Source organism: uncultured Paraglaciecola sp. (genome assembly GCF_937123705.1).
In the GTDB taxonomy this organism is placed as follows: Bacteria; Pseudomonadota; Gammaproteobacteria; order Enterobacterales; family Alteromonadaceae; genus Paraglaciecola.
Genome location: NZ_CAKZKO010000004.1, coordinates 122,951 through 146,907, shown reverse-complemented (window position 1 = coordinate 146,907; position 23,957 = coordinate 122,951). Strand labels below are relative to the sequence as shown.

Annotated in this window: 21 protein-coding genes; 9 read left to right on the top strand and 12 right to left on the bottom strand. The window is 41.5% G+C overall.

Annotated features, from left to right (window positions below; translation table 11 throughout):
• Window positions 1-5: 5 nt before the first annotated feature.
• The gene (locus Q0688_RS00840) at window positions 6-2,339 is read left to right on the top strand and encodes an MMPL family transporter (protein WP_299071807.1); all 2,334 of its coding nucleotides are present in this window, start codon (window positions 6-8) and stop codon (window positions 2,337-2,339) included.
• Window positions 2,340-2,626: 287 nt separating this feature from the next.
• Here Q0688_RS00840 and Q0688_RS00835 read toward each other — a convergent pair whose 3' ends face one another.
• The 7 genes from Q0688_RS00835 to miaB form a co-directional block, all read right to left on the bottom strand.
• A complete protein-coding gene (locus Q0688_RS00835) occupies window positions 2,627-3,988 on the bottom strand; it encodes a DUF1329 domain-containing protein (protein WP_299071804.1) in 1,362 nt (453 codons plus the stop codon).
• 12 nt (window positions 3,989-4,000) lie between these two features.
• On the bottom strand, window positions 4,001-5,950 hold the full coding sequence (locus Q0688_RS00830) for a DUF1302 domain-containing protein (protein WP_299071801.1): 1,950 nt from the start codon (window positions 5,948-5,950) through the stop codon (window positions 4,001-4,003).
• Between the two features lie 279 nt (window positions 5,951-6,229).
• Window positions 6,230-7,786 (bottom strand): apolipoprotein N-acyltransferase, encoded by a 1,557-nt coding sequence (lnt, locus tag Q0688_RS00825; protein WP_299071868.1) that lies wholly within the window; start codon window positions 7,784-7,786, stop codon window positions 6,230-6,232.
• Between the two features lie 20 nt (window positions 7,787-7,806).
• Window positions 7,807-8,667: an HlyC/CorC family transporter gene (locus tag Q0688_RS00820; protein ID WP_299071798.1), complete on the bottom strand. Its 861-nt coding sequence runs from the start codon at window positions 8,665-8,667 to the stop codon at window positions 7,807-7,809.
• A 63-nt stretch (window positions 8,668-8,730) separates the two neighbouring features.
• Window positions 8,731-9,219, bottom strand: coding sequence for an rRNA maturation RNase YbeY (ybeY, locus tag Q0688_RS00815; RefSeq protein WP_299071795.1), 489 nt, complete (start codon window positions 9,217-9,219; stop codon window positions 8,731-8,733).
• 7 nt (window positions 9,220-9,226) lie between these two features.
• Window positions 9,227-10,273 carry a PhoH family protein gene (locus Q0688_RS00810; RefSeq protein ID WP_299071792.1) on the bottom strand — a complete coding sequence of 349 codons (1,047 nt, stop codon included), beginning with the start codon at window positions 10,271-10,273 and terminating at the stop codon, window positions 9,227-9,229.
• 35 nt (window positions 10,274-10,308) lie between these two features.
• Complete coding sequence (gene miaB / locus Q0688_RS00805; RefSeq protein WP_299071789.1) at window positions 10,309-11,742, bottom strand: tRNA (N6-isopentenyl adenosine(37)-C2)-methylthiotransferase MiaB; 1,434 nt, start codon at window positions 11,740-11,742, stop codon at window positions 10,309-10,311.
• Between the two features lie 272 nt (window positions 11,743-12,014).
• Here miaB and kdsA point away from each other — a divergent pair, with 272 nt between their 5' ends.
• Window positions 12,015-12,866 (top strand): 3-deoxy-8-phosphooctulonate synthase, encoded by an 852-nt coding sequence (kdsA, locus tag Q0688_RS00800; RefSeq protein ID WP_299071786.1) that lies wholly within the window; start codon window positions 12,015-12,017, stop codon window positions 12,864-12,866.
• Window positions 12,867-12,987: 121 nt separating this feature from the next.
• Here kdsA and Q0688_RS00795 read toward each other — a convergent pair whose 3' ends face one another.
• Window positions 12,988-13,290 carry a hypothetical protein gene (locus tag Q0688_RS00795; protein WP_299071783.1) on the bottom strand — a complete coding sequence of 101 codons (303 nt, stop codon included), beginning with the start codon at window positions 13,288-13,290 and terminating at the stop codon, window positions 12,988-12,990.
• Window positions 13,291-13,509: 219 nt separating this feature from the next.
• Here Q0688_RS00795 and Q0688_RS00790 point away from each other — a divergent pair, with 219 nt between their 5' ends.
• From Q0688_RS00790 to Q0688_RS00770, 5 genes are all read left to right on the top strand, one after another.
• The gene (locus Q0688_RS00790) at window positions 13,510-14,418 is read left to right on the top strand and encodes a transcriptional regulator GcvA (RefSeq protein WP_299071781.1); all 909 of its coding nucleotides are present in this window, start codon (window positions 13,510-13,512) and stop codon (window positions 14,416-14,418) included.
• Window positions 14,399-15,046 carry an alpha/beta family hydrolase gene (locus Q0688_RS00785; RefSeq protein WP_299071778.1) on the top strand — a complete coding sequence of 216 codons (648 nt, stop codon included), beginning with the start codon at window positions 14,399-14,401 and terminating at the stop codon, window positions 15,044-15,046. Before Q0688_RS00790 ends, Q0688_RS00785 begins: the two co-directional genes overlap by 20 nt.
• 112 nt (window positions 15,047-15,158) lie before the next feature.
• Window positions 15,159-15,494 carry a DUF423 domain-containing protein gene (locus Q0688_RS00780; protein WP_299071865.1) on the top strand — a complete coding sequence of 112 codons (336 nt, stop codon included), beginning with the start codon at window positions 15,159-15,161 and terminating at the stop codon, window positions 15,492-15,494.
• Window positions 15,495-15,497: 3 nt separating this feature from the next.
• Window positions 15,498-16,568, top strand: a complete 1,071-nt coding sequence (gene rlmM, locus Q0688_RS00775) for a 23S rRNA (cytidine(2498)-2'-O)-methyltransferase RlmM (protein WP_299071775.1) — start codon at window positions 15,498-15,500, stop codon at window positions 16,566-16,568.
• Between the two features lie 157 nt (window positions 16,569-16,725).
• Window positions 16,726-16,872 carry a hypothetical protein gene (locus Q0688_RS00770; protein WP_299071772.1) on the top strand — a complete coding sequence of 49 codons (147 nt, stop codon included), beginning with the start codon at window positions 16,726-16,728 and terminating at the stop codon, window positions 16,870-16,872.
• 92 nt (window positions 16,873-16,964) lie between these two features.
• On the opposite strand, the gene Q0688_RS00765 is transcribed toward Q0688_RS00770, so the two are convergent.
• The 3 genes from Q0688_RS00765 to nadK all read right to left on the bottom strand — a co-directional run bounded on the left by Q0688_RS00765 (window position 16,965) and on the right by nadK (window position 20,095).
• On the bottom strand, window positions 16,965-17,321 hold the full coding sequence (locus Q0688_RS00765; RefSeq protein ID WP_299071769.1) for an outer membrane protein assembly factor BamE: 357 nt from the start codon (window positions 17,319-17,321) through the stop codon (window positions 16,965-16,967).
• A 113-nt stretch (window positions 17,322-17,434) separates the two neighbouring features.
• A complete protein-coding gene (gene recN, locus Q0688_RS00760) occupies window positions 17,435-19,108 on the bottom strand; it encodes a DNA repair protein RecN (RefSeq protein WP_299071766.1) in 1,674 nt (557 codons plus the stop codon).
• A 111-nt stretch (window positions 19,109-19,219) separates the two neighbouring features.
• Window positions 19,220-20,095, bottom strand: coding sequence for an NAD(+) kinase (gene nadK, locus Q0688_RS00755; protein ID WP_299071763.1), 876 nt, complete (start codon window positions 20,093-20,095; stop codon window positions 19,220-19,222).
• Between the two features lie 151 nt (window positions 20,096-20,246).
• On the opposite strand from nadK, the gene nagZ reads away from it, so the two are divergent.
• Together nagZ and Q0688_RS00745 are read left to right on the top strand one after the other, a co-directional pair.
• Entirely contained in the window at window positions 20,247-21,266 is a 1,020-nt protein-coding gene (nagZ, locus tag Q0688_RS00750; protein ID WP_299071762.1) for a beta-N-acetylhexosaminidase, read from the top strand.
• Between the two features lie 291 nt (window positions 21,267-21,557).
• Window positions 21,558-22,406 (top strand): choice-of-anchor L domain-containing protein, encoded by an 849-nt coding sequence (locus tag Q0688_RS00745; protein ID WP_299071760.1) that lies wholly within the window; start codon window positions 21,558-21,560, stop codon window positions 22,404-22,406.
• 132 nt (window positions 22,407-22,538) lie between these two features.
• On the opposite strand, the gene Q0688_RS00740 is transcribed toward Q0688_RS00745, so the two are convergent.
• Window positions 22,539-23,915, bottom strand: coding sequence for an SLC13 family permease (locus Q0688_RS00740; protein ID WP_299071757.1), 1,377 nt, complete (start codon window positions 23,913-23,915; stop codon window positions 22,539-22,541).
• Window positions 23,916-23,957: the final 42 nt, after the last annotated feature.

Sequence of the window (23,957 nt, the reverse complement as noted above, 5' to 3'; positions counted from 1 at the left end):
TATTTATGGAAAACTCTCCATCAAAATTTGCACTAATAATTGAAAATATTTTGTTCCACAAACGTGTTGCAGTGCTAAGCATTATCAGCGTTTTATTTGTATTTTTATCGATTCAGTCGGTACAGGTTAAGCCTGAGGCCAGTTTCACCAAAATGATCCCTGGTCAACATGAGTTTATTAATAACTTTTTGACCTATCGAAAAGAACTCTCAGGGCTGGGTAATGTTGTTCGTGTTGTGGTTGAGAACACCCAAGGTGACATATTCGATCCTGAGTTTCAGGAAATACTAAAGCAAGTAACAGACGAAGTGTTTTTTGTTCCTGGGGTTAACAGAAATGAACTCAAATCATTATGGACACCTAATGTGAGGTGGTCAGAAGTCACAGAAGAAGGTTTTGTCGGGGGAGCGGTTATTCCCGACGATTACGATGGCTCACCAGCATCGTTAAAACTGTTACAAACCAACACCCTTAAGTCTGGGCAAGTAGGGGTGCTAGTAGGTAATAACTTTAAGTCAGCTATGATTTTGGCACCATTGCAAGATGTTAATCCTGATACAGGATTGCCTTTAGATTATCGGCAATTATCCAGTCAATTAGAGTCAGAAATCAGAAACAAATATCAAACAGATACTATAAAAATTAGGATCGTAGGTTTTGCAAAAGTAGTAGGGGATTTGATTGATGGTGCCTTGCAAGTGGTTATCTTTTTTGGCATTGCTGTCATCATCACTTTTGTACTGCTATTTTTGTATTCTCGATGTATAAAAAGCACCATAGCTGTGTTGTTCTTTTCTATTTTCGCGGTGATCTGCCAGCTTGGTATTCTTAATTTGCTAGGGTTTGGAATTAACCCTTACTCAATGTTGGTGCCGTTTTTAGTGTTTGCCATTGGTGTTAGCCATGGGGTGCAAATTATCAACTCGATTATTTATCATGGGGTAATTGGTCATAACAAAATTGACTCAGCCAAGTTAGCGTTTCGTTCATTGTATGTTGCCGGTATGACTGCCTTGGTAAGTGACGCAATTGGATTTACTACTTTAATGGTCATTGATATTGGTGTTATTCAAGAACTCGCCATTGCCGCCAGTATTGGGGTGGCAGTGATCATAGTGACCAACTTGATAGCCTTGCCAATTATCATGAGCTACCTTGGTGTCACTCAAAAAGGAATAGAGCATGCCCGCAAATCTTTGGATCATATCTCTCTTGTAGAAAGCTTTTTTGCTAATTTCTCTAAGCCACCTATGGCAAAAATAGCCCTAGCTATTGGTTCTATGCTCTTTGTCTTTGGCTTGTATTTTTCGCAATTTATGAAGATTGGCGATCTCGATGCAGGCGCACCTGAATTACGACCTGATTCGGTTTACAACTTAGACAATGCTTATATAGTCGAAAACTACAGTACCAGTACCGATGTATTTGTGGTCATGGCCAAAACTGCGCAAGAGCAGTGCATTAAGTATGATAACTTAGTTTGGATGGATCAGTTTCAATGGAACATTAGAAATACTCCAGGGGTACAAGACGTTAAATCTATTGCCGATGTGTCCAAATTCGGTATTTTTGCTATGAACGAAGGATCGATGAAATGGTTTGGATTAAATCGTAACCAGTTTGTGACTAACGCATCTTTAGCTAAAGTACCTCCTGGCTTAATCAACCAAGACTGTAGTATGGCGCCGATTTTAGTATTCCTGAATGATCATAAGGCCGACACGTTACAAGGTGTTGTTGACGCAGTGAATGACTTTATTGCGGAAAATCCGCCTCAAGGCATAGAGTTTTTGATGGCTGCTGGTAACGCTGGCATTGAATCCGCCACCAATATGGTGATAGAAGAAGCCCAAACCGAAATGTTGATATGGGTGTATTCTGTGGTCATTGCCTTGTGTTTAATTACCTTTAGATCGGTGCGCACTGTGATCAGCATAGTGGTGCCTCTGGTGTTAACCTCCATATTGAGCCAAGCGCTTATGGCTATTTTGGGCATTGGCGTTAAAGTGGCTACCTTACCCGTAATCGCACTAGGTGTAGGTATTGGGGTGGACTATGGTATTTATATCTTTAGTAAGGTTAGAGAAGCATTAGCTGAGCAAAAGTCTCTTTACGAAACATATCTGTATGCACTCAATCAAACGGGTAGAGCAGTTGCATTCACTGGCATTACGTTAGCCATTAGCGTGGCTACTTGGGTGTTCTCACCCATTAAATTCCAAGCTGATATGGGATTATTGCTAACCTTTATGTTCTTACTGAATATGTTTGGTGCCTTAACCCTCATTCCTGCTTTGGCTTGGGCATTAAGAATTGGCAGAAATCCTACTGAAAAGTAGCGAGCCAACGACTAGTGCGTACCTAGCAAGGTATAAGTTGACCTAAATTACAGGTTAAAATGAAAAGCCTAGAAAGTTATTTTCTAGGCTTTTTGTTATCCCATACCGTTTGCCGTTAATCATCTCCTAGCTCGATTTCGTCATCCCTAGCTCCATTTCGTCACCCCTTAGCTTCACTTCGTCATCCCCGAGGTGTTTTGATCGGGGATCCAGTGACTTAAGTTGAAACTTATAGGATTGGCATAAAAAAAGGCTGAAAATATTCAGCCTTTTTGGTGTAGTTTGATTTAGCGACTGAGTCGTCTCAGGGCTGAAGAAGTAAACGCTTTACGTTTTTCTTTGCCACCCCAAATCATAAAGTTTGGCTCTTCATTACTTAGACCTGTAACTAGGTAACGTCCAGAGTTTAGATCGTGCAGTGTTTCTGCCACCATCCACGGGGTATCGATATCATAAAACATCACATTTTGAGCTTCAGACATACGCCATAGTTCGTTTCGACCGTCATAGTGGTCAATTACCGACGCGCCCCACGTATCTTCATCAATAAAGAAAGTTCGCTTAGCATAGATATGACGCTCGCCTTCGGCTAAAGTGGCTTCTACTTCCCACACTCGATGAAGTTCATAACGAAGGTGGTTAGCATTTAGGTGGCCCGCTTGCACTGCGTCATCGTAGCTAATATCGGTATTTAACAATTTATAAGAATTGTACGGGATATACATTTCTTTCTTGCCAATTAATTTCCAGTTGTATCTGTCTGGCGCACCGTTATACATATCATAGTTGTCTGTGGCTCTTAAACCATCAGTTCCTGCTGCAGGTCCATCATAAGATACATTTGGCGCGCGGCGTACCCGACGTTGCCCTGAGTTATAAACCCATGCTTTTCGAGCTTCTTTAACTTGATCTATGGTTTCGTGTACTAGTAGTGCCGTACCTGTTAAACGAGCGGGAGCAGTAATAACCTGAAGGTAGTAAAACAGTATGTTGGCATCTTTCTTGGCATCTCTGCCACCTTCAAGAAATTCAGGCCAAACCAATTGATCATGCATTTTTACTGGCACAAATGAACCATCTGCTTGTACCGGGATCGCCGTAAAAATACGTTTTCCTGTGCCCCCACGAAAACGGGTAATGTGATTCCAAATTACTTCACTCGCATTTTGAGGGATAGGAAAAGGAATAGCAGTATCGAAATCCTTTAAACCATTGCCTCCTTGTACTAGCTCTGCTGTTACTGCATTTTTCTTGATTACATCATATAAGTTCTCAGGATAGGCAGCGGTACGTCGTGTTTGATAAACCGGCATTTTATAGTCGGGATATTTTTTAAACATAGCAATTTGACCAGGACTTAAATTAGCTTGGTAAGTTGCTAAGTTGCTATTGTTAATTTCAAATAACATTTTATCTGCAGTGAAGGGATCATCTGGACGACCTGAGTCTTTGCTTGGCGTCGAGTTTTTACTGGTGAGACCACCTGTCCAAGCTGGGATGGTACCAGCGGCATTGCCGGCCATCTCAGCACCAATTGGAGTCAAAGTGGTGCCCAACTTCGCCGCTTCTTCGGGGGATACTTTAGCCATAGTATTATGAGCCGCTAGGCCCAAACATAATACACTTACCGAGGTTAATAATTTTTTCATTGTTTTATCCTATTAGTACGAAATGCCAATACTTAGCGCCACAAAGTCTTTATCAGACATAATATTGTAGTCACCACCACTGAAGGCTTTATAGCTTAAAGAAGCGGTATACGTTTGTTGGTATGCAGCTTCAAGTGATACACCAAATGATCTAGCGCCTTCATTAAATTGTTGGCCCGGATCAGGTGAGTAACCAGACACATCATGTTGCCAATCAATTGTAGGGGAAAGCGACACGCCAGCAAAAGCATTTGGATATTCAAACTGTGCTCTTACTCGGTAACCCCAAGCCGTATCTGTGACATAACCATCGTCTATACAGTCACCAGATAAAGCACCAGAAGCCACTAAATTGCTACAGTTTATGCCATTACCAATATCGAAATCACCTAAACCAAATACCGAGTTTCGGCCATAATTTTGATTGGAGTCTTCAACTCCATCGGTCAAAATTACTCCGGCTTCTGCGATAACGGTTAAACGAGAAGCGCCCATTACCCTATCAAAAAACTGCAATGCAGTGATTTGTAATTGGGTGACATCAAATTCATCCCAGCCTCTGGAATATTCACCCGGCTCAACCGCCAAAATTCGGCTTGAATAACGAAGAAAGGGTTGTTCAGATAATACTGCGTTCAATATTTCTGGGCCACTAATCTGAATAGGGGTATCAGGCTTATAAGATACTTCGCCAGACAAGGCAAAACCGGCAACATTGGTTGCGAAACTTACACCGTAATATTTTAGGTCTTCAGGAAATTCAATTTTATAGCCAGGGTTAAGTGCATCGATAGTTGCACGATCAGTACCTGTGGTTTGCAGAACACTTGCAACCCCAAATTGACCTTGTTGTTCAGGGGTTAATACACCCGCCGCAGCCCCTGCAGCTAAAGTGGGGTAAGCCGCATCTAATCCAACCGCATTTGCCCAAGGGAGAAATACCGGTAAAGCAGGGTTTATGCCTTTCCAACTTCCACGCACCGCGTTGATAAGGGGTAGTCGTGAATGGATATTCATATAGTAAAAACCGAACTCGGTGTCATTTAATTCAGGTGCAAAATAGCGAAACGCCACACCGTATTGACCGCCGTCGTCAGGCTCAATATCGTCTAGTCGTTTTGCTGCTGAACCGATAGTGACAGCTGTTTGGTCGTTGTCAGCACCCACAGTGACATAATTACAGCCATCAGCCGCAAAATCGGCGCCAGAGAAAAACGTGCCACAACCATCAATTTGGGTTTTTTCCCATTCATATTGATAGAAGGCTTCTATACTGAGGTTTTCAGTGACCCCTGCATTCACAAACAACATGCCAACTGGCAATAAACCTTCTTTAAGGCTGGCCCCAGGGCGACGTAAAGCATTCACATCAAAGGGGTTAGTTGAGTTAAGCCCGCCTTGGATAAAGGTGCTTTCTCCCCAACTTACTACTTGACGACCTAAACGCACGTCTACAGGCGCATCACCAATATCGAATGCACCGTATAAGTAGGCATCCATCAATTTCACCCCTGAAAACTGACCAAATTCGGCAAAACCTTCATCGCTTAATGGCTCACCCGGGGTATAGCCATTACCAGAGTTACCGTGGGGTCTATCGCCATCTGCCAATTCAAAGTCATGCCAATACTTAACTCGCACAAATGCGCCGAAGTCACCTTTAGACAAATTGAAATCATGACTGCCTTTAACAATTTGCGAAAATGCATCGTTCTTATCGAAGTTGAGGTTGCCATCGTCAGTGGTGGCCGTATAACCGGTACCGCCATTGGTGGCACCAATATAGCTAGGGTCGGCTGCTTCCATTCGCCAGCTTGAGCCTATAGAAAGCTGTGAGGTGATTTGCAAGCTGATATCGTCGTTTTCGCCGAAATAAAATTCAGCGGCGGTAGCGGTATTAACATAAATAGCTGTGGTAATAGCCGCTGCGAGTAGTTTTTTAATGTGTGTGTTTGAAGACATGATAATTCCCATGTTGGATTACTATTTTACTAATGGTCTAACCAGCGCGGATTTAAACAAAAATAAGCTGTTATTGCTACCTATATATAGCAATAGAAGGTGGTGTTGTTAATACCTACAGTGACTGGTTTGATAATTATACCATTCTCCATAAATAAGTGACCACTCAGAAAGCCCCAGCCATTTTTGCGCAAGGCGTCACTATGCAGGAATGGTATTAGTCAAATTATACTGGCTTATTGCTATATAAGGTTGCCGCAGATCAATGGGGTGGGCTAACTATGTTTGTTTGTTTGTTTTGTTTGTTTTGTTTGTTTTGTTTTTCATCCGCCAAGCAAACGCTAACATTACTAGAGTTACGCACCAAATTGGCCAATCACCAACAACCCGATAGGGGGTATGTCCATTAACTAATTGGACGCGGTCACTCAATACAGCAGCTTTAAACTGAGGTAGGCGGCTCTGAATGTGACCTCGATGATCAATAAAAGCCGTAATGCCGTTATTAGTTGCACGCAATACTGGCAATGCAAATTCCTTGGCCCTAACTTGGGCTATTTCTAAGTGCTGGGCGGGGCCGTGGGAGCCGCCAAACCATGCATCATTGCTAACGGTAATGATAAAGTTAGTGTTGTGATAGAGATTGGCAGCGATTTGCTTAGGGAAGGCAATTTCAAAACAAATTGCTGGGGCAAAATAATAGCCTTTTGCTTGCAAATTGGCTTGTTGATAACTACCACGACTAAAAGATGACATGGGCAAATCAAATATCGGTGCTAAACCCCGTATCCAGTCTTCAAAGGGAATAAACTCGCCTATTGGCAGTAGATGATGTTTTGAAAATCGATTGTCATGGTTGTAATAGTATTGTCCGCGAGCCGAATCACTCCCTTCTTGTTGAAGTTTTTGACCGACACCAATTAAACTGTTGTAGGCTTGCTTTGTTTCAAAATTATAGTTGGCGATACCAGTGATTAACCCAGTTTGAGTTTGGGTTGCTAAGGTATCGATTGCGGTCAGATAATCTGTAGCTATAGGTTCAAGTTGCGGCACGGCAGCTTCTGGCCAAATGATGACATCGTTGTTCCAGTGATCTGCCGTCATATTTTTGTACTTGTTCATGGTGGGTTGATCTTGCTCGGGTGTCCAGCGAATGACCTGTTCAATATTGCCTTGCACCATGGCTATTTTGGCGCTTTCACCGGTTGGTTTTGCCCATTGATAGTGATTTAAGGTTGATCCTGATAGCCAAAGTGTGGCCACAATCACGCTACTCGCAAGCCATTTTTTATTTGCTAAATCAGTGGCTAGAGTGCAGCAAATTAATACGACCAAAGCCGTTACACCAAATTCACCCATTATTGGAAACCATCCTGCTAACGGGCCTTGTATCTGACTGTAACCCAATGACAACCAAGGAAAGCCTGTGAGTAACCAACTTCTTAGCCACTCGATAAACAGCCATATAAAGGGCAACGCCAAAGGCCAATATTTAGGGGGAAAGTACTTGGTTAGCAAGTAACTGCTCATAGCGGGATACAAGGCTAAATATGCACTTAGTAACAACATTAAGGTCATTGAGCCAACCAGAGGAATGCCCCCAAAGTCGGCAATGCTGACATGGACCCAACTAATACCTGCGCCAAACCAGCCTAACCCGAAGGCCAAACCTAGCTTTGTAGCATGTTTGGGTATGGATTGGTTGAGTAATAAAATAAAACTAGTGAGGCTGATGAAAGTGACAAACCAAAATGAAAACGGCGCATAAGCCAAAGTTAATAACGCCCCTGATAAGCAGGCAATTGCCAGCTTAACAGTGAGCGAAAGTCGCTTTATCTGTTGTTCAAGACTCAGGGTTATTCTTCCGATTCAGGCAAAGTGACTTTTAATTGTAATAGTCGTCTTTTATCTGAGTTGGTTACTTTAAATTTAATGCCATCAATGCTGACTTTTTCGTCTTTCTCTGGCATATGACCGAAGGCTTTTAACACTATACCGCCTATAGTGTCGGCTTCTTCAACATCAAACATGGTTTCAAAAAATGTATTGAAGTCTTCCAGTGGTGTGAGAGCTTTAACCGAATAAGTGTATTTGTTGAGTGGTCGGATTCCATCATTTTCGTCTTCTTCTACATCATGTTCGTCTTCAATTTCACCCACTATAAGTTCTAGGATGTCTTCAATGGTCACTAGACCTGATACCCCACCATATTCATCAACGACTATGGCCATATGGTAGCGCTTTTGTTGAAACTCTTTGAGTAATACATCTACTCGTTTACTTTCGGGCACAATGACGGCAGGTCTAAGAATATTCTTTAATTCGAATTCTTTACCCGGTACAAAAGCATATTCGAGTAAATCTTTAGCTAACAAAATGCCTTCAATATGATCTTTGTCTTCACTTATTACAGGAAAGCGGGAGTGAGCTGATTCAAGCAGAATAGGTAAAAACGATTCTACATTTTGATCAATTTCTATAGTACGCATTTGCGCTCTAGGGATCATTATTTCCCGTACCCGCATTTTGCTTACTTCCATTACCCCTTCAATCATGGCTTTGGTTTGAGGGTTAATGACTTTTCGTTGTTCGGCATCGGTAATGACATCAAACAACTCTTCTTTATTTTTCGGCTCTCCCGTAAAGGATTGAACTATCTTTTCAATCCAACCTTTGTTGGCAGAACCGCTTGTAGATGGGGGGGTATCTTCGCTCATGATCTCGTTATTTAGGTTAAATTATGTAAACGTTAGCGTTTATCAATGATCCTAACAGCATCATTAATGATTTTGGTAGGGGTCGTCAATGGCTAATTTCTGTAAAACGGCTATTTCGATGCTTTCCATTTCTTGTGCTTCTTGCTGTTCAATATGGTCATAGCCACATAAATGCAAGGTGCCGTGTATTAACATATGCGCCCAATGATGCTCTATTTGTTTGTTTTGCTGTTTTGATTCTTGTTCTACTACCTGTGCGCAGATAACTATGTCACCTAAAAAGTTAGTCATTGAATTATCTAACTCTGCGCCATCAGGCAAAGTGTATTGTGGCACTTCAAAAGGGAAGGACAACACATTTGTTGTTTGGTCTTTGTTGCGATATTGCTGATTGAGTTGCTGAATTTCCGCTTCATCTACAATACGCACAGTGATTTCTTTTTTTGTAAGCCGTTGGTAAGTCATTAAGGTGTCTAACCATAATTGCATATCTTGCTGTTGTGGAATGACAGCATTTTCACTGGCAATTTGTAGATCTAAAATGGTGCTCATAGCGGATTCACTTTGTAGAATTCTGATCTTGGTTAGCAAGGGCTTGTTGCGCTTTTTTTTCTAAGCGTAGCTTTTCTTGTTGCTTATCATACTCTTCATAGGCCACCACTATTCTCCCAACGACGGGATGCCGTACAACATCACTGGCACTGAAAAAGTTGAATGAAATGTCTTTTACTTGTTGTAGCACCTCAATGCTATGACGCAAACCTGAACGTACACCTCGAGGTAAATCGACTTGGGTAATATCACCTGTTATCACTGCTTGGGAATTAAACCCGATTCGGGTTAAAAACATCTTCATTTGTTCTATAGTGGTGTTTTGGGCTTCATCCAAAATAATAAAAGCATCATTTAAGGTACGACCACGCATATAAGCTAAGGGTGCAACTTCAATCACACTGCGCTCTATAAGCTTTTCGACTTTTTCAAAGCCAAGCATTTCAAATAAGGCGTCGTATAGGGGGCGTAGGTAAGGATCGACTTTTTGTGATAAGTCACCAGGTAAAAAACCGAGTTTTTCACCTGCTTCAACCGCTGGTCTCGTTAATAATATGCGCCGTACTTCTTGGCGTTCTAATGCTTCTACTGCACAAGCAACGGCCAAATATGTTTTACCTGTACCGGCCGGGCCTACACCAAAGCTAATATCGTGATTAATGATATTGGTGACATACTGCGACTGGTTGGGGTTACGGGGTTTAATGACTCCGCGTTTGGTCTTGATGTGTACTTCTTTACCGTAACGACCAGATTCGGCTTGCTCTAAGCATTTTGCTTCTTGGATGGCTAAGTGCACCTTATCAGGCTCGATATCGGGGATTTCGCCTCGTATGGGTTGGGTTTCCATGTACAACAATTTAAGTAATTGTGCCGCACCACTGGATTGTTGCGACTGTCCCAATACTTTAAATTCGTTATTTCGGTAAGTGATTTCAACACCTAAGCGGCGCTCTATTTGTTTGATATTGTCATCTAGTGGCCCACATAAACTGGACAGTCGTTTATGATCCGATGGCTCTAATACAATCTCTTTGCTTACAAGGTTACTCAAATGCTTGGTCTCTTTGCTGTATATTCTTGGTGATTTTATTGGCTGGCTGCCACATGACCCACACCTAAATCATCCACTTTATTTGGATTTTTAGCCAAGATAGTGTGGGGGGCCAACTCGTTACGTAAGTCCATTTGATCTTCGGTTCTTATGACGTCGCCTCGTAGTGAATTGGCGAAAACATCGGTAATTTTTACGTCGACAAATTGTCCCACCATTTTATGTGAACCTTCAAAATTTACTACGCGGTTGTTTTCAGTGCGTCCGGATAATTCCATAGGGTTTTTCTTACTGGGGCCTTCGACTAAAATTCGTTGCTCTGAGTCGACCATGTTACGTGCGATACGTAAGGCTTGCTGGGTGATGCGTTGTTGCAACAAACTAAGACGTTGTTTTTTGGTTTGTTCGGTGACATCGTCTGGTAAATCGGCAGCTGGGGTGCCAGGGCGAGCGCTATATATAAAGCTAAAACTTAAATCAAAGTCCATCGCTTGGATTAAGTCCATAGTGGCTTCAAAGTCTTGCTCGCTCTCACCGGGAAAACCAATGATAAAATCAGAGGATAAACTCAAGTTTGGGCGAATCTTTCTAAGCTTTCTCATCTTAGATTTGTATTCGATTGCGGTGTGGCCACGTTTCATCAAGTTTAAAATACGGTCTGCGCCAGACTGAACAGGTAAATGCAAATGATCAACTAACTCAGGGATATGGGCATAGGCATCAATAATGTCATCGGTAAACTCTACCGGATGTGAAGTCGTATAACGAATGCGGTCGATACCATTAATAGAGGCAACCAGTTCTAGTAGTTCAGCAAAGGTACAAATACTGCCATCATAATTTGGGCCACGAAAAGAATTGACGTTTTGCCCTAGTAGGTTGACTTCACGCACCCCTTGTTCTGCTAATTGGGCAATTTCGAGTAGCACATCATCAACCGGACGACTGACTTCTTCACCTCTGGTGTAGGGTACAACACAAAATGTACAGTATTTTGAACAACCTTCCATAATGGATACAAAAGCGCTTGGGCCATCAGCCTTAGGTTGTGGAAGTCGATCAAACTTTTCAATTTCCGGGAAACTCACATCGATAACTGACTTGCTGCCGCCGTTAATTTGATTGATCATTTCTGGTAAGCGATGCAAGGTTTGCGGCCCAAAAACTAAATCTACAAAAGGGGCGCGCTGGCGTATGGTTTTACCTTCTTGAGAGGCAACACATCCACCTACTCCGATAATGAGTTCTGGCTTGTCTTTTTTAAGATTTTTCCAGCGACCTAATTGATGAAATACTTTTTCTTGGGCTTTTTCACGAATAGAACAGGTATTCAGTAATATGATATCCGCATCTTCAGCTGCGTCTGTGGCTTGATAACCATGAGTTGAATCCAGTAAGTCGGCCATTTTTTCCGAGTCATACTCGTTCATTTGGCAACCCCAGGTTTTAATAAATAGCTTTTTTGTCATAGCGGACTGTACATACCTTTGGCAAACATTTTGTGCAGTAACTTAATAGATTTTAGGTCTAGATCAAGCTACAAAAATCGAACCAAACATTTTACGGGTTATTTACCCTAATCGCTACTTTTACTCAAATAATTGCCGCCTTTAGTTTGAATTATTTAGTGGTTAAGGGCAGGACAATATTAATTGACCCTGTGACTTTTCAGATATCCTCTTCTGAATTAGCTTGTTATGCTAAAGCTTGATTATAACTATTGAAATTTTAAGACAGCGTTATGCAAAACTTACAGAATATAAACATAGGTAATATAGAAGTGGCGAATGACAAACCATTCGTATTATTTGGCGGTATGAATGTGCTTGAGTCTCGTGATATGGCCATGAGAATTGCCGAACATTATAAAGAAGTCACTCAAAAACTGGGTATTCCTTATGTGTTTAAAGCGTCATTTGATAAGGCAAATCGCTCTTCGGTTCATTCTTATCGAGGCCCAGGTATGGAAGAAGGCTTAAAGATATTTGCAGAAATTAAACAAAGCTTTGATGTACCTTTGATAACAGATGTGCACGAAACTCACCAAGCGGCACCGGTAGCCGAAGTAGTGGATGTTATTCAACTACCAGCATTCTTAGCACGTCAAACAGACTTAGTGGTGGCTATGGCCAAAACCAAGGCCATTATTAATGTCAAAAAACCGCAATTTTTAGCGGCCCATGAAATGCGCCATATCATTACCAAATTTGGCGAAGCGGGTAACAACAAAATTATTTTGTGTGAGCGAGGCTCATGCTATGGCTACAACAACCTAGTGGTAGATATGTTGGCTATGGATGAGATGAAAGCTTATGCACCTGTTATTTTTGATGCCACCCATGCCTTGCAAAAACCCGGTGGTCGCTCAGACTCAGCTGATGGGCGACGTGCTCAAGCGGCGCAACTTGCCAGAAGTGGTATGGCATTAGGTTTAGCGGGGTTGTTTATTGAAGCTCATCCAAATCCAAATCAGGCAAAGTGTGATGGGCCATGCGCCCTTGCTTTAGATAAATTGGAGCCTTATTTACAACAGATGCAAGCATTGGATGATTTGGTCAAAGAATTTGCACCATTAGATACCAGTGCTAAGTAATTTACTAAGGTAGAACTGTGTGTAAGTTTTGCTGTGCAAGGCACTTAATGCGTATAGAGCGGCCTTAGCACAGCGATAACTTACTAATAGGGTATAACCAGCAGAATCATTATCTAAAATTTTAGTCTGCTAGAATGACTTTAAATTTGAATTCCGGTAGATTTTTACTGACATTTTGTACCAATTCGTTGGCGTTGAACTGTACTGTTTCCAATTCGAGTTGTTTAGTCGCATCTTTTGCAACGCTTGGGCTTTGCATATTAGATAGCATGTTATTGATATTGCTGACGATTTCAGCTTCAACGTTCACTGCTATTGGACTCTTTAGTTGAACCGACGAACCAGTATTTGCTAACTTTGCTGTGGCCGTTTGCATAAAAAATACGGAAGCTAAAATAGCGATGATTGTATAAGTTGTTTTCATTTTGTTAACCTTTGATTTAGTAATGTTAAATATTAAGTGTTTTTTTGTTTAATAATTCTGCAGTGTGGTTTTTATCTATTGATTTAAAACAATAAATATTTCCACTGAAAGAATTGTAAACCTTTAATGAAGTCTAATAAAATGACATTTTGTATTATTGTTCATTAGAAAAACTAATGTTTTTATGGGGCTGAATATAGCCAAAAGGGCTGCTTACACATGAATCGTAGATTACCTCCTTTAAATTCTCTAAAAGCCTTTGAAGCGGCGGCCAGGCATCTTAGCTTTACCCGAGCTGCAGATGAGCTGTTTGTGACGCAGGCCGCTGTCAGTCATCAAATTAAAGCGTTGGAAGAGTTTTTATCCATGAAACTTTTTGTGCGCAAGAATCGCGCATTGTTTTTAACTGAAGAAGGGCAGAGTTATTACTTGGAACTCAAAGAAATCTTCAAGTCTTTGCATAGTGCAACAGAGCGGTTAATAGAAAAAGGCAGTAAAGGTGCTATTACAGTCGCCTTGCAAACTAGTTTTGCTAGCCAATGGTTAGTACCTAGGATAAGCAAATTCAGTCATTTAAATCCAGATATTGATCTACGAATAAAGGCGGTAGATGAAGATGAGGGGTTTTTAACCGATGATGTGGATGTGGCAATTTATTTTGGAAAAGGTAAATGGTCAGGTTTAGCAGCAGACAAGCTCCATACCGAATACCTTACTCCTATGTGCTCTCCTTTATTATTGCAAGGTGATAAGCCTTTAGAGCAGTTAGATGACCTTAGAAAACATACGTTATTACATGATTCCAATAGGGATGCCTGGAAAGAATGGATCCGGCACTTTAATGTTCTAGGTGTGAATGTTAATCAAGGTCCTATTTTTAGTCATTCTTTGTTAGTTCAGCAGGTTGCGGCTTTGGGTCAAGGCATTGCCTTGGGTTATAGTTTTTTAGCTAGACCAGAAATTGAAGCCGGTCGCCTAGTCTGTCCATTTGATGAAAAATTGGTGACCAGAAATGCATACTATTTAGTTTGTCATCAATCTCAAACTGACTTAGGAAAAATTGTCGCGTTTAGGGAGTGGCTACTGGCACAAGTAAAAGAAGAACAAGATGACCCAAACGTTAATTAATATTGCACCACAGCCTATTGCCAACTTTGTGTTTGCCCATGGCGCAGGCGCCGGGCAAGAAAGCGAGTTTATGAACGTTATGGCGCAAGGCATTGCAAAACATAATATTACTGTCATACGTTTCAATTTTCCTTATATGCAGCTAGCACAACAACTGGGTAAAAGGCGACCTCCCGATAGGGCCGATAAGTTACTCACCCACTTTACCGGGGTACTGGATGAGCTAGATAAAAAACTGCCAATCTTTATAGGTGGTAAATCAATGGGTGGTAGAATGGCCAGTATGTTGCTACAAGACTCGATTGCCAAAGGTTGTATATGTATGGGGTATCCGTTTCACCCACCGGCTAAACCAGAAAAGTTACGTACTGGGGATTTATTAACCATTAATAAGCCTGTATTGATACTGCAAGGTGAACGAGATACTTTTGGTACTCGAGCTGAGATCGATACTTACTCCTTATCTCAGCAAGTGCAGTTAAGATATCTGGCAGATGGTGATCATAGTTTTAAGCCTCGCAAAGCCTCTGGCTATTCGCTTGATGATAACCTTACTACAGCTATTGACAGCACGGTTGATTTTATACATTCAGCTATCAAGAAAGAAACGGCCATATGCGTAAAGTAACAATTGCTATTATTGCCGATTATTCACTAGATACAGCTCCAAGCTGTTCACTTTATTCACCGAGAAACACACAGTGACCAAAATTATATTAAGTAGCGCGGCATTCAGTGCCATGCTGTCAGTCGTGCTGGGCGCATTTGCGGCTCATGGTTTAAAAAATAGATTATCCGAAACGCTTTTACATAGTTTTGAAACAGCAGTGCAATATCAGATGTATCATAGCCTTGCCCTCGTTTTAATCGTTGTTCTGTATCGTCAAATGCCTCAATCACTACTGTTATATAGCGCAGGTTTTATGCTCGCGGGTATTGTTTTATTTAGTGGCAGTTTATATATGTTGGCGCTTACCCAAATAAAGTGGTTTGGCCCAGTCACTCCTTTAGGCGGAGTATGTTTTATTGTGGGTTGGCTATTGATACTTGTCGCAGCTTTCAAAGGAGAGAATTAGGCTATGGCTGGTTTACTATTGTATTGTCGCAGTGGTTTTGAAAACGATTTGGCAAACGAAGTTCAGGAAAATGCCAGCAAACTGCAAGTTTATGGTTATTCAAAAACTAAAGCGAATAGCGGCTTTGTGCTGTTTAGTTGTTATCAACAAGAGCATGCCGAGGTATTGGCTAAAAAACTGCCATTTCATCAGTTAATGTTCGCGCGCCAACATTTTGCCTGTCTTGATGTATTAGAGCGCATTGATGTTACCGATCGAATAACGCCCATCTTAGCTGTCTGTGAAAATTTTCCTTTGTGTGGTGAATTGCGAGTCGAATATGCCGACACGACACAAGGCCGGGAGTTATCTAAATTATGTAGAAAGATAAGCGTTCCGCTTAGGCAGGCCTTGCGTAAAAAAAATCGTTTAACAGTTAAAGATCACCCTAAAAAGCCTGTATTACATGTGTTTTTTAGCAAAACAGATGAAGTATACGTGGGTTACTCTTTTAGCGATAATAACTCACCATTGGCATTAGGTATTTTACGTTTAAAATTTCCTCATGACGCACCTAGTCGTTCAACCTTAAAGCTTGATGAAGCCTTTAAAACATTTATTCCTAAAGAAGAGCAGTCTGAACGCTTACAAGGGGGCTTACAAGCTGTTGATCTAGGCGCTTGCCCGGGTGGATGGACCTATCAATTGGTACAAAGAGGGATGTTTGTACAAGCAGTAGATAACGGCGCAATGGATGAAGCGCTTATGGAAACTGGGCAAGTGATCTATTGCCCAGAAGATGGTTTTAAATTCCAACCAAAAAAGAAAAACATCTATTGGTTAGTGTGCGACATGATTGAACAACCACAAAGGGTAGCAAAACTTATGGCAACATGGGTGGCTGAAGGGCGCTGCAAAGAGGCCATGTTTAATCTTAAACTCCCCATGAAAAAGCGTTATGAGTCTGTCCAAGGGGCGCTAGCAATTATTGAAGAGGTAATGCAAGCCAATCAGGCAGGTAAATATTTATTACAGGCTAAACATCTTTATCATAATCGCGAAGAAGTCACGGTTCACCTAAGGTTAAAACCTTAATTTATACCAATTCATCCTAACAATTAGTCGCTGGTGTTCTTCCTTTGGGCGAGGTTGTTAGGATGGATTAATGGTATTAGTTTAATTTGGTTGAGCATTTTAAAAGCATATTCACCACAGAGAGCTACGCGCCGCAGACAAAAGAATGGTATAAGGCTTGTTGCATAAAACAAATGGATTCCCGATAAAAGCATTCGGGAATGACGGAGTGTGGGTAGCACTCGGGAATGACGGAGTGTGGGTAGCGCTTGAGAATGACGGCCATCATCACTGTCATCCCTGCATGTTGTTAGCAGGGATCTAGGCCATTGTTTTGACATTTTTAGATGATTTGAAAGCGAGTTCACCGCAGAAGTTTGCTAGGCTTTCAAGGTGATTATGAATAGGGGATAAAGGTTATTGATCTAGTGGGATATTAAAGTCTTCAGATAATTCAAAATCACCTGTGACTTCCGCCACCTTATCGTCGACAAATTTAATCGTCAGTTCTTTGCGAAAATCTTCCCCGCGTTGCTTCATTCCTCGCTTCATTTGATATAGGTAGTACCAAGTGTCGTGGTCAAACGCATCTTCTAAAACAGGTTTGCCCAATACAAATGTAACCTGTTCTTTGGACATATCAATTCTTAGTTTTTTTACGTCCTTCTCATCTAAAAAATTACCTTGCGGTATATCAATTCGGAAAATCCAATCAGCACAAGCTGACAACATCATAGTGGCGGTTAATACTAATAGTAAATTTTTAAACTTCATTGTGACTCAATATCTCAGCGTTGGTACATGCAATTAAGGGTAAATATCAGGAACATACTGACTTTGGCGAAGCATCCTAACCCAGCCCTGTTATTGCAATCAATGCCTAATTGTTAAGAATGACTCATTTGCAGCAATTCTCTGGCATTTGCAATGGCCGACTCGGTAAGAGTATCACCCGCTAGTAGACGTGCTAACTCTTCAATTCGTTCATTTTCTTGTAAACAAATCATATGGGTTTCTGTGACTTTTTTATCGCTGAATTTAGTCACAAACATTTGGTTGTGGGCTCTAGCTGCTACTTGGGGTAAATGTGTAACACATATTACTTGGGCACTGTTGCCTAATTCTCGCAGTAATTGCCCTACCACAGAAGCCGTTGAACCACTGATCCCGCTGTCAACTTCGTCAAAAATCATAGTAGCAATATTGTTATTACTTGAACTAATAACCTGAATCGCCAGCCCAATACGCGATAATTCGCCACCAGATACCACTTTTTCTAGCTTATCAATGGCCTGGCCTTGATTAGTCGCAACCACAAACTGCACTGTGTCTAATCCAAGCTTATTAGGCGTACCTTGACTTTGGTATTCAACATTTATTTTAAACACGGCATCTGCCATATTCATTTTGTGAATATGTTGTTCGACTTGTTTTGCAAAAGACTTGGCCGCTTTTTGCCTCGATAGGCTGAGTTTTTGAGCCGCTTGCTGATATTGCTGCTCTAATTCAAGGATTTGAGCTTTGAGTTCTGCTAATCGCGAATCGTCTTTAACTAGTGCCTGAAACTCAGTGCTAAGTTGTTGATGACATTCATATAAGCTCTCAGGTTGCACACTATGTTTTCTGGATAAATCTAAGGCTTGTGAATAACGGGCTTCGACATTTTGCATCCGCATAGGATCAATTTCGAGTTGCTCGCTATAGGCACGTAACTCGGTAGCTGCCTCGTCTATTTGTATGCTGGCTTCGGTTAACATCAATACTATAGGCGTAAGGCTAGGGTCGTGCTCTTGTAATTCAGTTAATCGGTCAACACTGCTTTGTACCGCAGATAGGGCATTAAAGTCTTCTGCTTCATACAGTTGATGGAAACTGACTTGGCTTTGCTCCAATAAAGTTTGGCTGTGACTGAGTTTTTTATGCTCACTTTCTAAGGCGATAAATTCCCCATCAGCTAACGCAAACTCGTCAAGCTCTTGAATTTGATAGGATAACAACTGACTACGGTCTTCACGTTGTTGCTGTCCGTTTATCAAATCTACATACTGCTGCCGCTGCTTTTTGAGTGTTTGATAGCAAGAAGTTACGTTATCTAATAAGGAGTCATGTTCGGCATATTGGTCGAGTATTTGCCGTTGATTGTCGCTTTTTAAAAGATGTTGGTGGGCATGTTGGCCATGAATACTCAATAGAAATTGCCCGAGATCTTTTAACTGCTGTAAAGGCACAGCCGTGCCGTTAACGAAAGCTTTTGAACGGCCTTCAGAGGAAATCACACGTCTAATTAAAACTTCATCTTCATCCGCTAATTCATGCTCTTCAAGCCAAACTAGGGCATCAGGCAACTGGTTTACGTTAAAACCAGCGCAGACTTCTGCTTTGTCGGCACCGGTGCGTACCATGCCATTATCTGCACGATCACCTAAACATAAACCTAAAGCATCCACTGATATGGATTTTCCTGCTCCTGTTTCGCCCGTAACAGCGGTCATTCCTTGGGCAAAATCGACGTCTAATGACTTAACAACAGCAAAATTACGGATAGATAGATGAGTAAGCATTGCAAATTCTCGACTAAAACATGTTATACATGGTTAAATATACAGTAACTGTAAATATAACCATGCTTTGGGTGTGTGTCTAGTGATCTTTTGAAAAATACTTCACAGGGTTTAGTAGAGTTTACTACCCCAACCTAATTTTGTACGTAGCACATTGAAATAGTTGTAGTCATTGGGATGAATCAAAGACAACTTAGCTGGGTTTTTGCAAATGATAATTTCATCACCAGGTAAAACAGTGAGCACTATGTGACTGTCACAACTAACTTGCAGGTTATCGGTATTCTCGGGTGAAACTTTTAGTTTTACGGTGCTATTGGCATCTACCACTATAGGTCGGCTACTCAAGGTATGAGGGAACATAGGAACTAAGGTTAGCGCGTCTAAATTTGGGGTAAGAATAGGGCCGCCACCTGACAATGAATAGGCCGTTGAGCCAGTGGGTGTGGCTACAATTAAGCCGTCTGAACGTTGACTAAATACAAAGTTGTCATCTAAGTAGACTTCAAACTCCATCATATGAGCCACTTTACCGTGGTGTAACACCACTTCGTTTACTGCCGAGTCTTTACTTTGAATTTCGCCATTTCGATAGACTTCAACTTCTAACAAAAATCGTTGTTCTACCTGGTAGTCGCCGTCAAAAATTCTATCAAGTTGCGAAGCAAACTCTTCAGGATTGATATCAGTTAAAAAGCCTAAGTTTCCTCGGTTAACCCCCACAACAGCAACATTGTATTCAGCGAGAACTCGGGCAGCGCCAAGCATATTGCCATCACCACCTACCACTATGGCTAAATCGGCATGCTCACCAATTTCGAGCAAGCTAGATGTTTCAAAACCATTAGTCTTAAGGGCTTGGGCTGTATTCCTTTCTACTAAAACACGGCAACCTCGTTTGGTTAGGTAAACGATTAATTCCCTGAGACTGAGGTTTGCACCTAGGTGCGCTTGTTTGCCTATTAAACCAACGGTTTTAAACTTCATTAAACAATGTCTTAAAAATTGAATTGCCAGAGTATAACCACGACCTAGTTTGAAAGTCATATTTTTCGTTTGGATTATGTGTTCCTTAATATAATATGATGGTTCAAGACTTAAACGACCATAAGAAGAGCACGACTGAATGGGGCCATTAATGTTAGATGTGTCTGGCTATGAATTGACACACGAAGAGATAGAGATGCTTGACCACCCGCTAGTAGGCGGGCTCATCCTATTCAGCCGCAACTATCACGACCAAAAACAGCTAACTGATCTTGTTCAGCACATTAGGGATACATCGCGTAATCAAATTCTAATTGCTACAGACCACGAAGGGGGCAGGGTTCAGCGTTTTCGACAGGGATTTAATCAAATACCCGCAATGGGCAGCATCGCCCAGCAAACCAATGATAGTTCTGAAAATGCTGGCTACTTGTGTGAGCAATTTGGCTGGTTAATGGCCGCTGAGTTGTTAGCCTTCGACATAGATATTAGCTTCGCTCCTGTACTGGATATTCATGGTGTATCTGAAGTCATTGGTGACCGAAGTTTTCATCAACAACCTAAGCAAATAGTGCAACTCGCCAGTGAGTTTATCAAAGGCATGCACCGAGCGGGTATGCGCGCTACAGGTAAACATTTTCCCGGACATGGTAATGTGCTTGAAGATTCTCATGTTGCCATGCCAGTAGATAAACGCAGTAAAAACGATATTTTTTCACTGGATATGGCCATTTTTAAAGCCATCCATCAACAAGGGCTGTTAGATGCGGTGATGCCGGCCCATGTGATCTATCCCGATGTGGATGCGTTACCTGCAGGTTTTTCCCAAATATGGGTTAAACAAATATTACGCCAACAACTGAATTTTGATGGCGTGGTGTTTTCTGATGATCTTTCTATGCAAGGCGCAGTGCAAATGGGCGGTATTGTAGAGAGGGCCGAACTCGCGATAGCTGCAGGCTGCGATATGGTTTTAGTGTGTAACGATCCACTAGGTGCCACCCAAGTGATTGATGGCTTACCGACTGATTTAGGTCTGAGTAAAAATAGCGTAGCCAGACTTAAAAGGCTTAGAAAGCAGCAAGGTATGGACTTTGCGAGCTTGCTCAAAACAACTGAGCACCAACAAGCCAGTAGCGTATTGCAGCAGTTTAATTTGAATGCTAAATAGTGGTTATCTAGAGTTTATCAGGTTAATTATTGTGTTGTTTTGAAAATAGTTTACTGCAGGCTAAGTACAACTTCCGCCTACCTATATAATGTATGTGTAATTGGCTGTATTTTTAGACAATCACAATAACCTCCAAACTGTCGGTATTTTTTACATTGTCTGTATTCGTTAGATAATCATTGTCTCTTAATTATTTGAAATTATTGAAGTTTACATTTTTGGTGCGTTTAATGCTTAATTTTTGTTCGATAGAGTAGATAAAAATAATATTTCATTCTTAAGGACGTCAATATGAAAAATGTATCAAAAAAGACTGCGTTAGCGGCTGTCGCTATCGCTACTATGAGTGTTTGTAATTTTGCTCATGCTGATTTAATCGTTACCCAAAACGATTCGGGAAGTGATCTGGTGACTAATATTTTGGGGACCGGAATTTCAACTTCAAATATTGTTAATACTGGTGCCTCTGCTGCGTTTGGTACCTTTACCGGTGGAATAAGTGCCGGTCTAGGTTTCGATAGTGGAATTATGCTTAGTTCAGGCAGCGTCGTTGATGCTGTTGGACCCAATCAACAAGATAATGTCACAACAGAATTTGGAACCGCAGGGGACGCCGATTTAGATGCTATTGTTGGTGCAACTACTGAAGATGCGGCAGTGTTAACCTTTGATTTTATTAGTGATGGCGGTGATTTGTTTTTTAACTATATTTTCGCCTCTGATGAATATAATGAATGGGTCGATTCAACATTTAATGATGTATTTGCTTTTTTCTTAGATGGAGTGAATATTGCGCTAATACCGGGAACCGATACTGCGGTGGCGATTAATACGGTTAATGGCGGTAGTAACGCCGGTTTCTTCAATAATAATGATCTTCAAGACGGTGGACCATTCTTTAATATTGAGTACGATGGTTTTACCGATATGTTTACTGCCACCGCAACCGGACTTAGCGCCGGGCAGCACACAATTAGTATGCGCATTGCAGATACATCAGATGCGGAATGGGACTCTACGGTATTTATTCAAGCCGGTAGTTTTAGCGACACCGATCCGACCGGTGTACCAGAGCCATCAACTTTATTTATTTTTGGTTTGGGATTGCTCGGTTTGGGCTGTCGAAAAATTAAAGCTTAGTTAAATAAAATTCTTCAAAATAAATAAAAACACCAGCCCGTTGAGCTGGTGTTTTTTTATACCTAAAAAATAATACGGCTTAGAGTATTAGATAACGCGACTAACACGAAAGTAGAGTGGCTACTCTTTCACCTAAACCAAAAACCAGTAACAAATCATCGCCACTATGTTTGAAACTAATACGCTTAAAATGGCACCTTCTTTGACCATATCTTTTATTTCAATTTCGCCAGTTCCATAAGCTATGGCATTGGGAGCGGTGGCCACAGGGAGCATAAAGGCGCAGCTTGCGGCCATGGCTGCGGGTATCATAAATATTATTGGGTCGTAACCAGATGATATGGCAGCTATGGCCAATATGGGCATCAGTAGTGTTGCCGTTGCGGTGTTACTGGTGATTTCGGTGAGATAGGTCACTACTAAACAAATGGTTAAAATCATTAATATGGGCGGTAGGTTTGACAATGATGACAGCCAATCGCCTAACATAGTGCTAAGGCCTGAAGCGGTAAACCCTTTGGCAATGGCGATGCCGCCTGCAAAAAGCAACAACATGCCCCAAGGGATAGATTTTGCGGTATCCCAGTCGAGTAGCCTACTGCCTTTGCCATTGGGTACAACAAACATCACTACAACTGCAAACAACGCTATAGTGCTATCACCGGCAATGGTGATATCTAAGGCGTCGCTCCAACCTCCAAAGGGCTCTTTTCGGGTGATCCACGCCATAGCAGTTAAACCAAATACCCATAAGGTGCGTTTTTCTTCAATGCGCCATTGACCAAGTTCAGGCAGGACTATCTTGTGTTCCAGTTTTACTTTTCGTGTTAACCACAAAGCCATCACAGGTATGGCTATTAAAACTGCGGGCACGCCAATTTTCATCCATTCTACAAAGCCGAATTCCTTGCCGGTATGTTCTTCGTAAATGCCGGCAAATATTATATTCGGGGTAGTACCAATGAGTGTCCCTAGACCACCAACCGAGGCTGCGTAGGCTATGCCGAGTATCAGCGCTACTTTTAGATTTTTGTTGTCTACATGGGATAGAACCGCTAATGCCATAGGCAGCATTATTAAGGTGGTAGCCGTATTGGAAATCCACATACTTAAAAATCCTGCGGCTAACATAAAACCTAGCACTAGCCTACGGCCACTAGATACACCGACTAACCGCACCATATACACAGCTAACCTTTCGTGAGCCCCACTTTTTTCTAAAGATTTTGAAAGCATAAAGGCGCCCATCAGCAATAGAATGACGTGACTGCCCAATGAGGATGCGGCAACTTTATGATCTAACACCCCAAACATAGGTAAAAGTGCAAAAGGAACAAGTGAAGCTGCGGGAATGGGAATAGCTTCAGTAATCCACCAAATTACTGTGAGTAATGTAATTGCTGCTGCAATGGAAGGTTTATAATCAAGCCCTGCAGCCTGTAGTGCAAGATAAAAGAACACGGCGCATAAAGGAGCAATAAATATAAAGTGGTTTCTGGTGATTTTCATTATTATTCTTTTGGTTGTTTGCGCAAAATGCCAATCTAGTTT

Coding starts and splice junctions, on each gene's coding strand:
- Q0688_RS00840 (WP_299071807.1), top strand. CDS start 6: ATGGAAAACTCTCCATCAAAATTTGCACTAATAATTGAAAATATTTTG.
- Q0688_RS00835 (WP_299071804.1), bottom strand. CDS start 3,988: ATGAAAAAATTATTAACCTCGGTAAGTGTATTATGTTTGGGCCTAGCG.
- Q0688_RS00830 (WP_299071801.1), bottom strand. CDS start 5,950: ATGTCTTCAAACACACACATTAAAAAACTACTCGCAGCGGCTATTACC.
- Q0688_RS00820 (WP_299071798.1), bottom strand. CDS start 8,667: ATGAGCGAAGATACCCCCCCATCTACAAGCGGTTCTGCCAACAAAGGT.
- ybeY (WP_299071795.1), bottom strand. CDS start 9,219: ATGAGCACCATTTTAGATCTACAAATTGCCAGTGAAAATGCTGTCATT.
- miaB (WP_299071789.1), bottom strand. CDS start 11,742: ATGACAAAAAAGCTATTTATTAAAACCTGGGGTTGCCAAATGAACGAG.
- kdsA (WP_299071786.1), top strand. CDS start 12,015: ATGCAAAACTTACAGAATATAAACATAGGTAATATAGAAGTGGCGAAT.
- Q0688_RS00795 (WP_299071783.1), bottom strand. CDS start 13,290: ATGAAAACAACTTATACAATCATCGCTATTTTAGCTTCCGTATTTTTT.
- Q0688_RS00790 (WP_299071781.1), top strand. CDS start 13,510: ATGAATCGTAGATTACCTCCTTTAAATTCTCTAAAAGCCTTTGAAGCG.
- Q0688_RS00785 (WP_299071778.1), top strand. CDS start 14,399: ATGACCCAAACGTTAATTAATATTGCACCACAGCCTATTGCCAACTTT.
- Q0688_RS00780 (WP_299071865.1), top strand. CDS start 15,159: ATGCTGTCAGTCGTGCTGGGCGCATTTGCGGCTCATGGTTTAAAAAAT.
- rlmM (WP_299071775.1), top strand. CDS start 15,498: ATGGCTGGTTTACTATTGTATTGTCGCAGTGGTTTTGAAAACGATTTG.
- Q0688_RS00765 (WP_299071769.1), bottom strand. CDS start 17,321: ATGAAGTTTAAAAATTTACTATTAGTATTAACCGCCACTATGATGTTG.
- recN (WP_299071766.1), bottom strand. CDS start 19,108: ATGCTTACTCATCTATCTATCCGTAATTTTGCTGTTGTTAAGTCATTA.
- nadK (WP_299071763.1), bottom strand. CDS start 20,095: ATGAAGTTTAAAACCGTTGGTTTAATAGGCAAACAAGCGCACCTAGGT.
- nagZ (WP_299071762.1), top strand. CDS start 20,247: ATGTTAGATGTGTCTGGCTATGAATTGACACACGAAGAGATAGAGATG.
- Q0688_RS00745 (WP_299071760.1), top strand. CDS start 21,558: ATGAAAAATGTATCAAAAAAGACTGCGTTAGCGGCTGTCGCTATCGCT.
- Q0688_RS00740 (WP_299071757.1), bottom strand. CDS start 23,915: ATGAAAATCACCAGAAACCACTTTATATTTATTGCTCCTTTATGCGCC.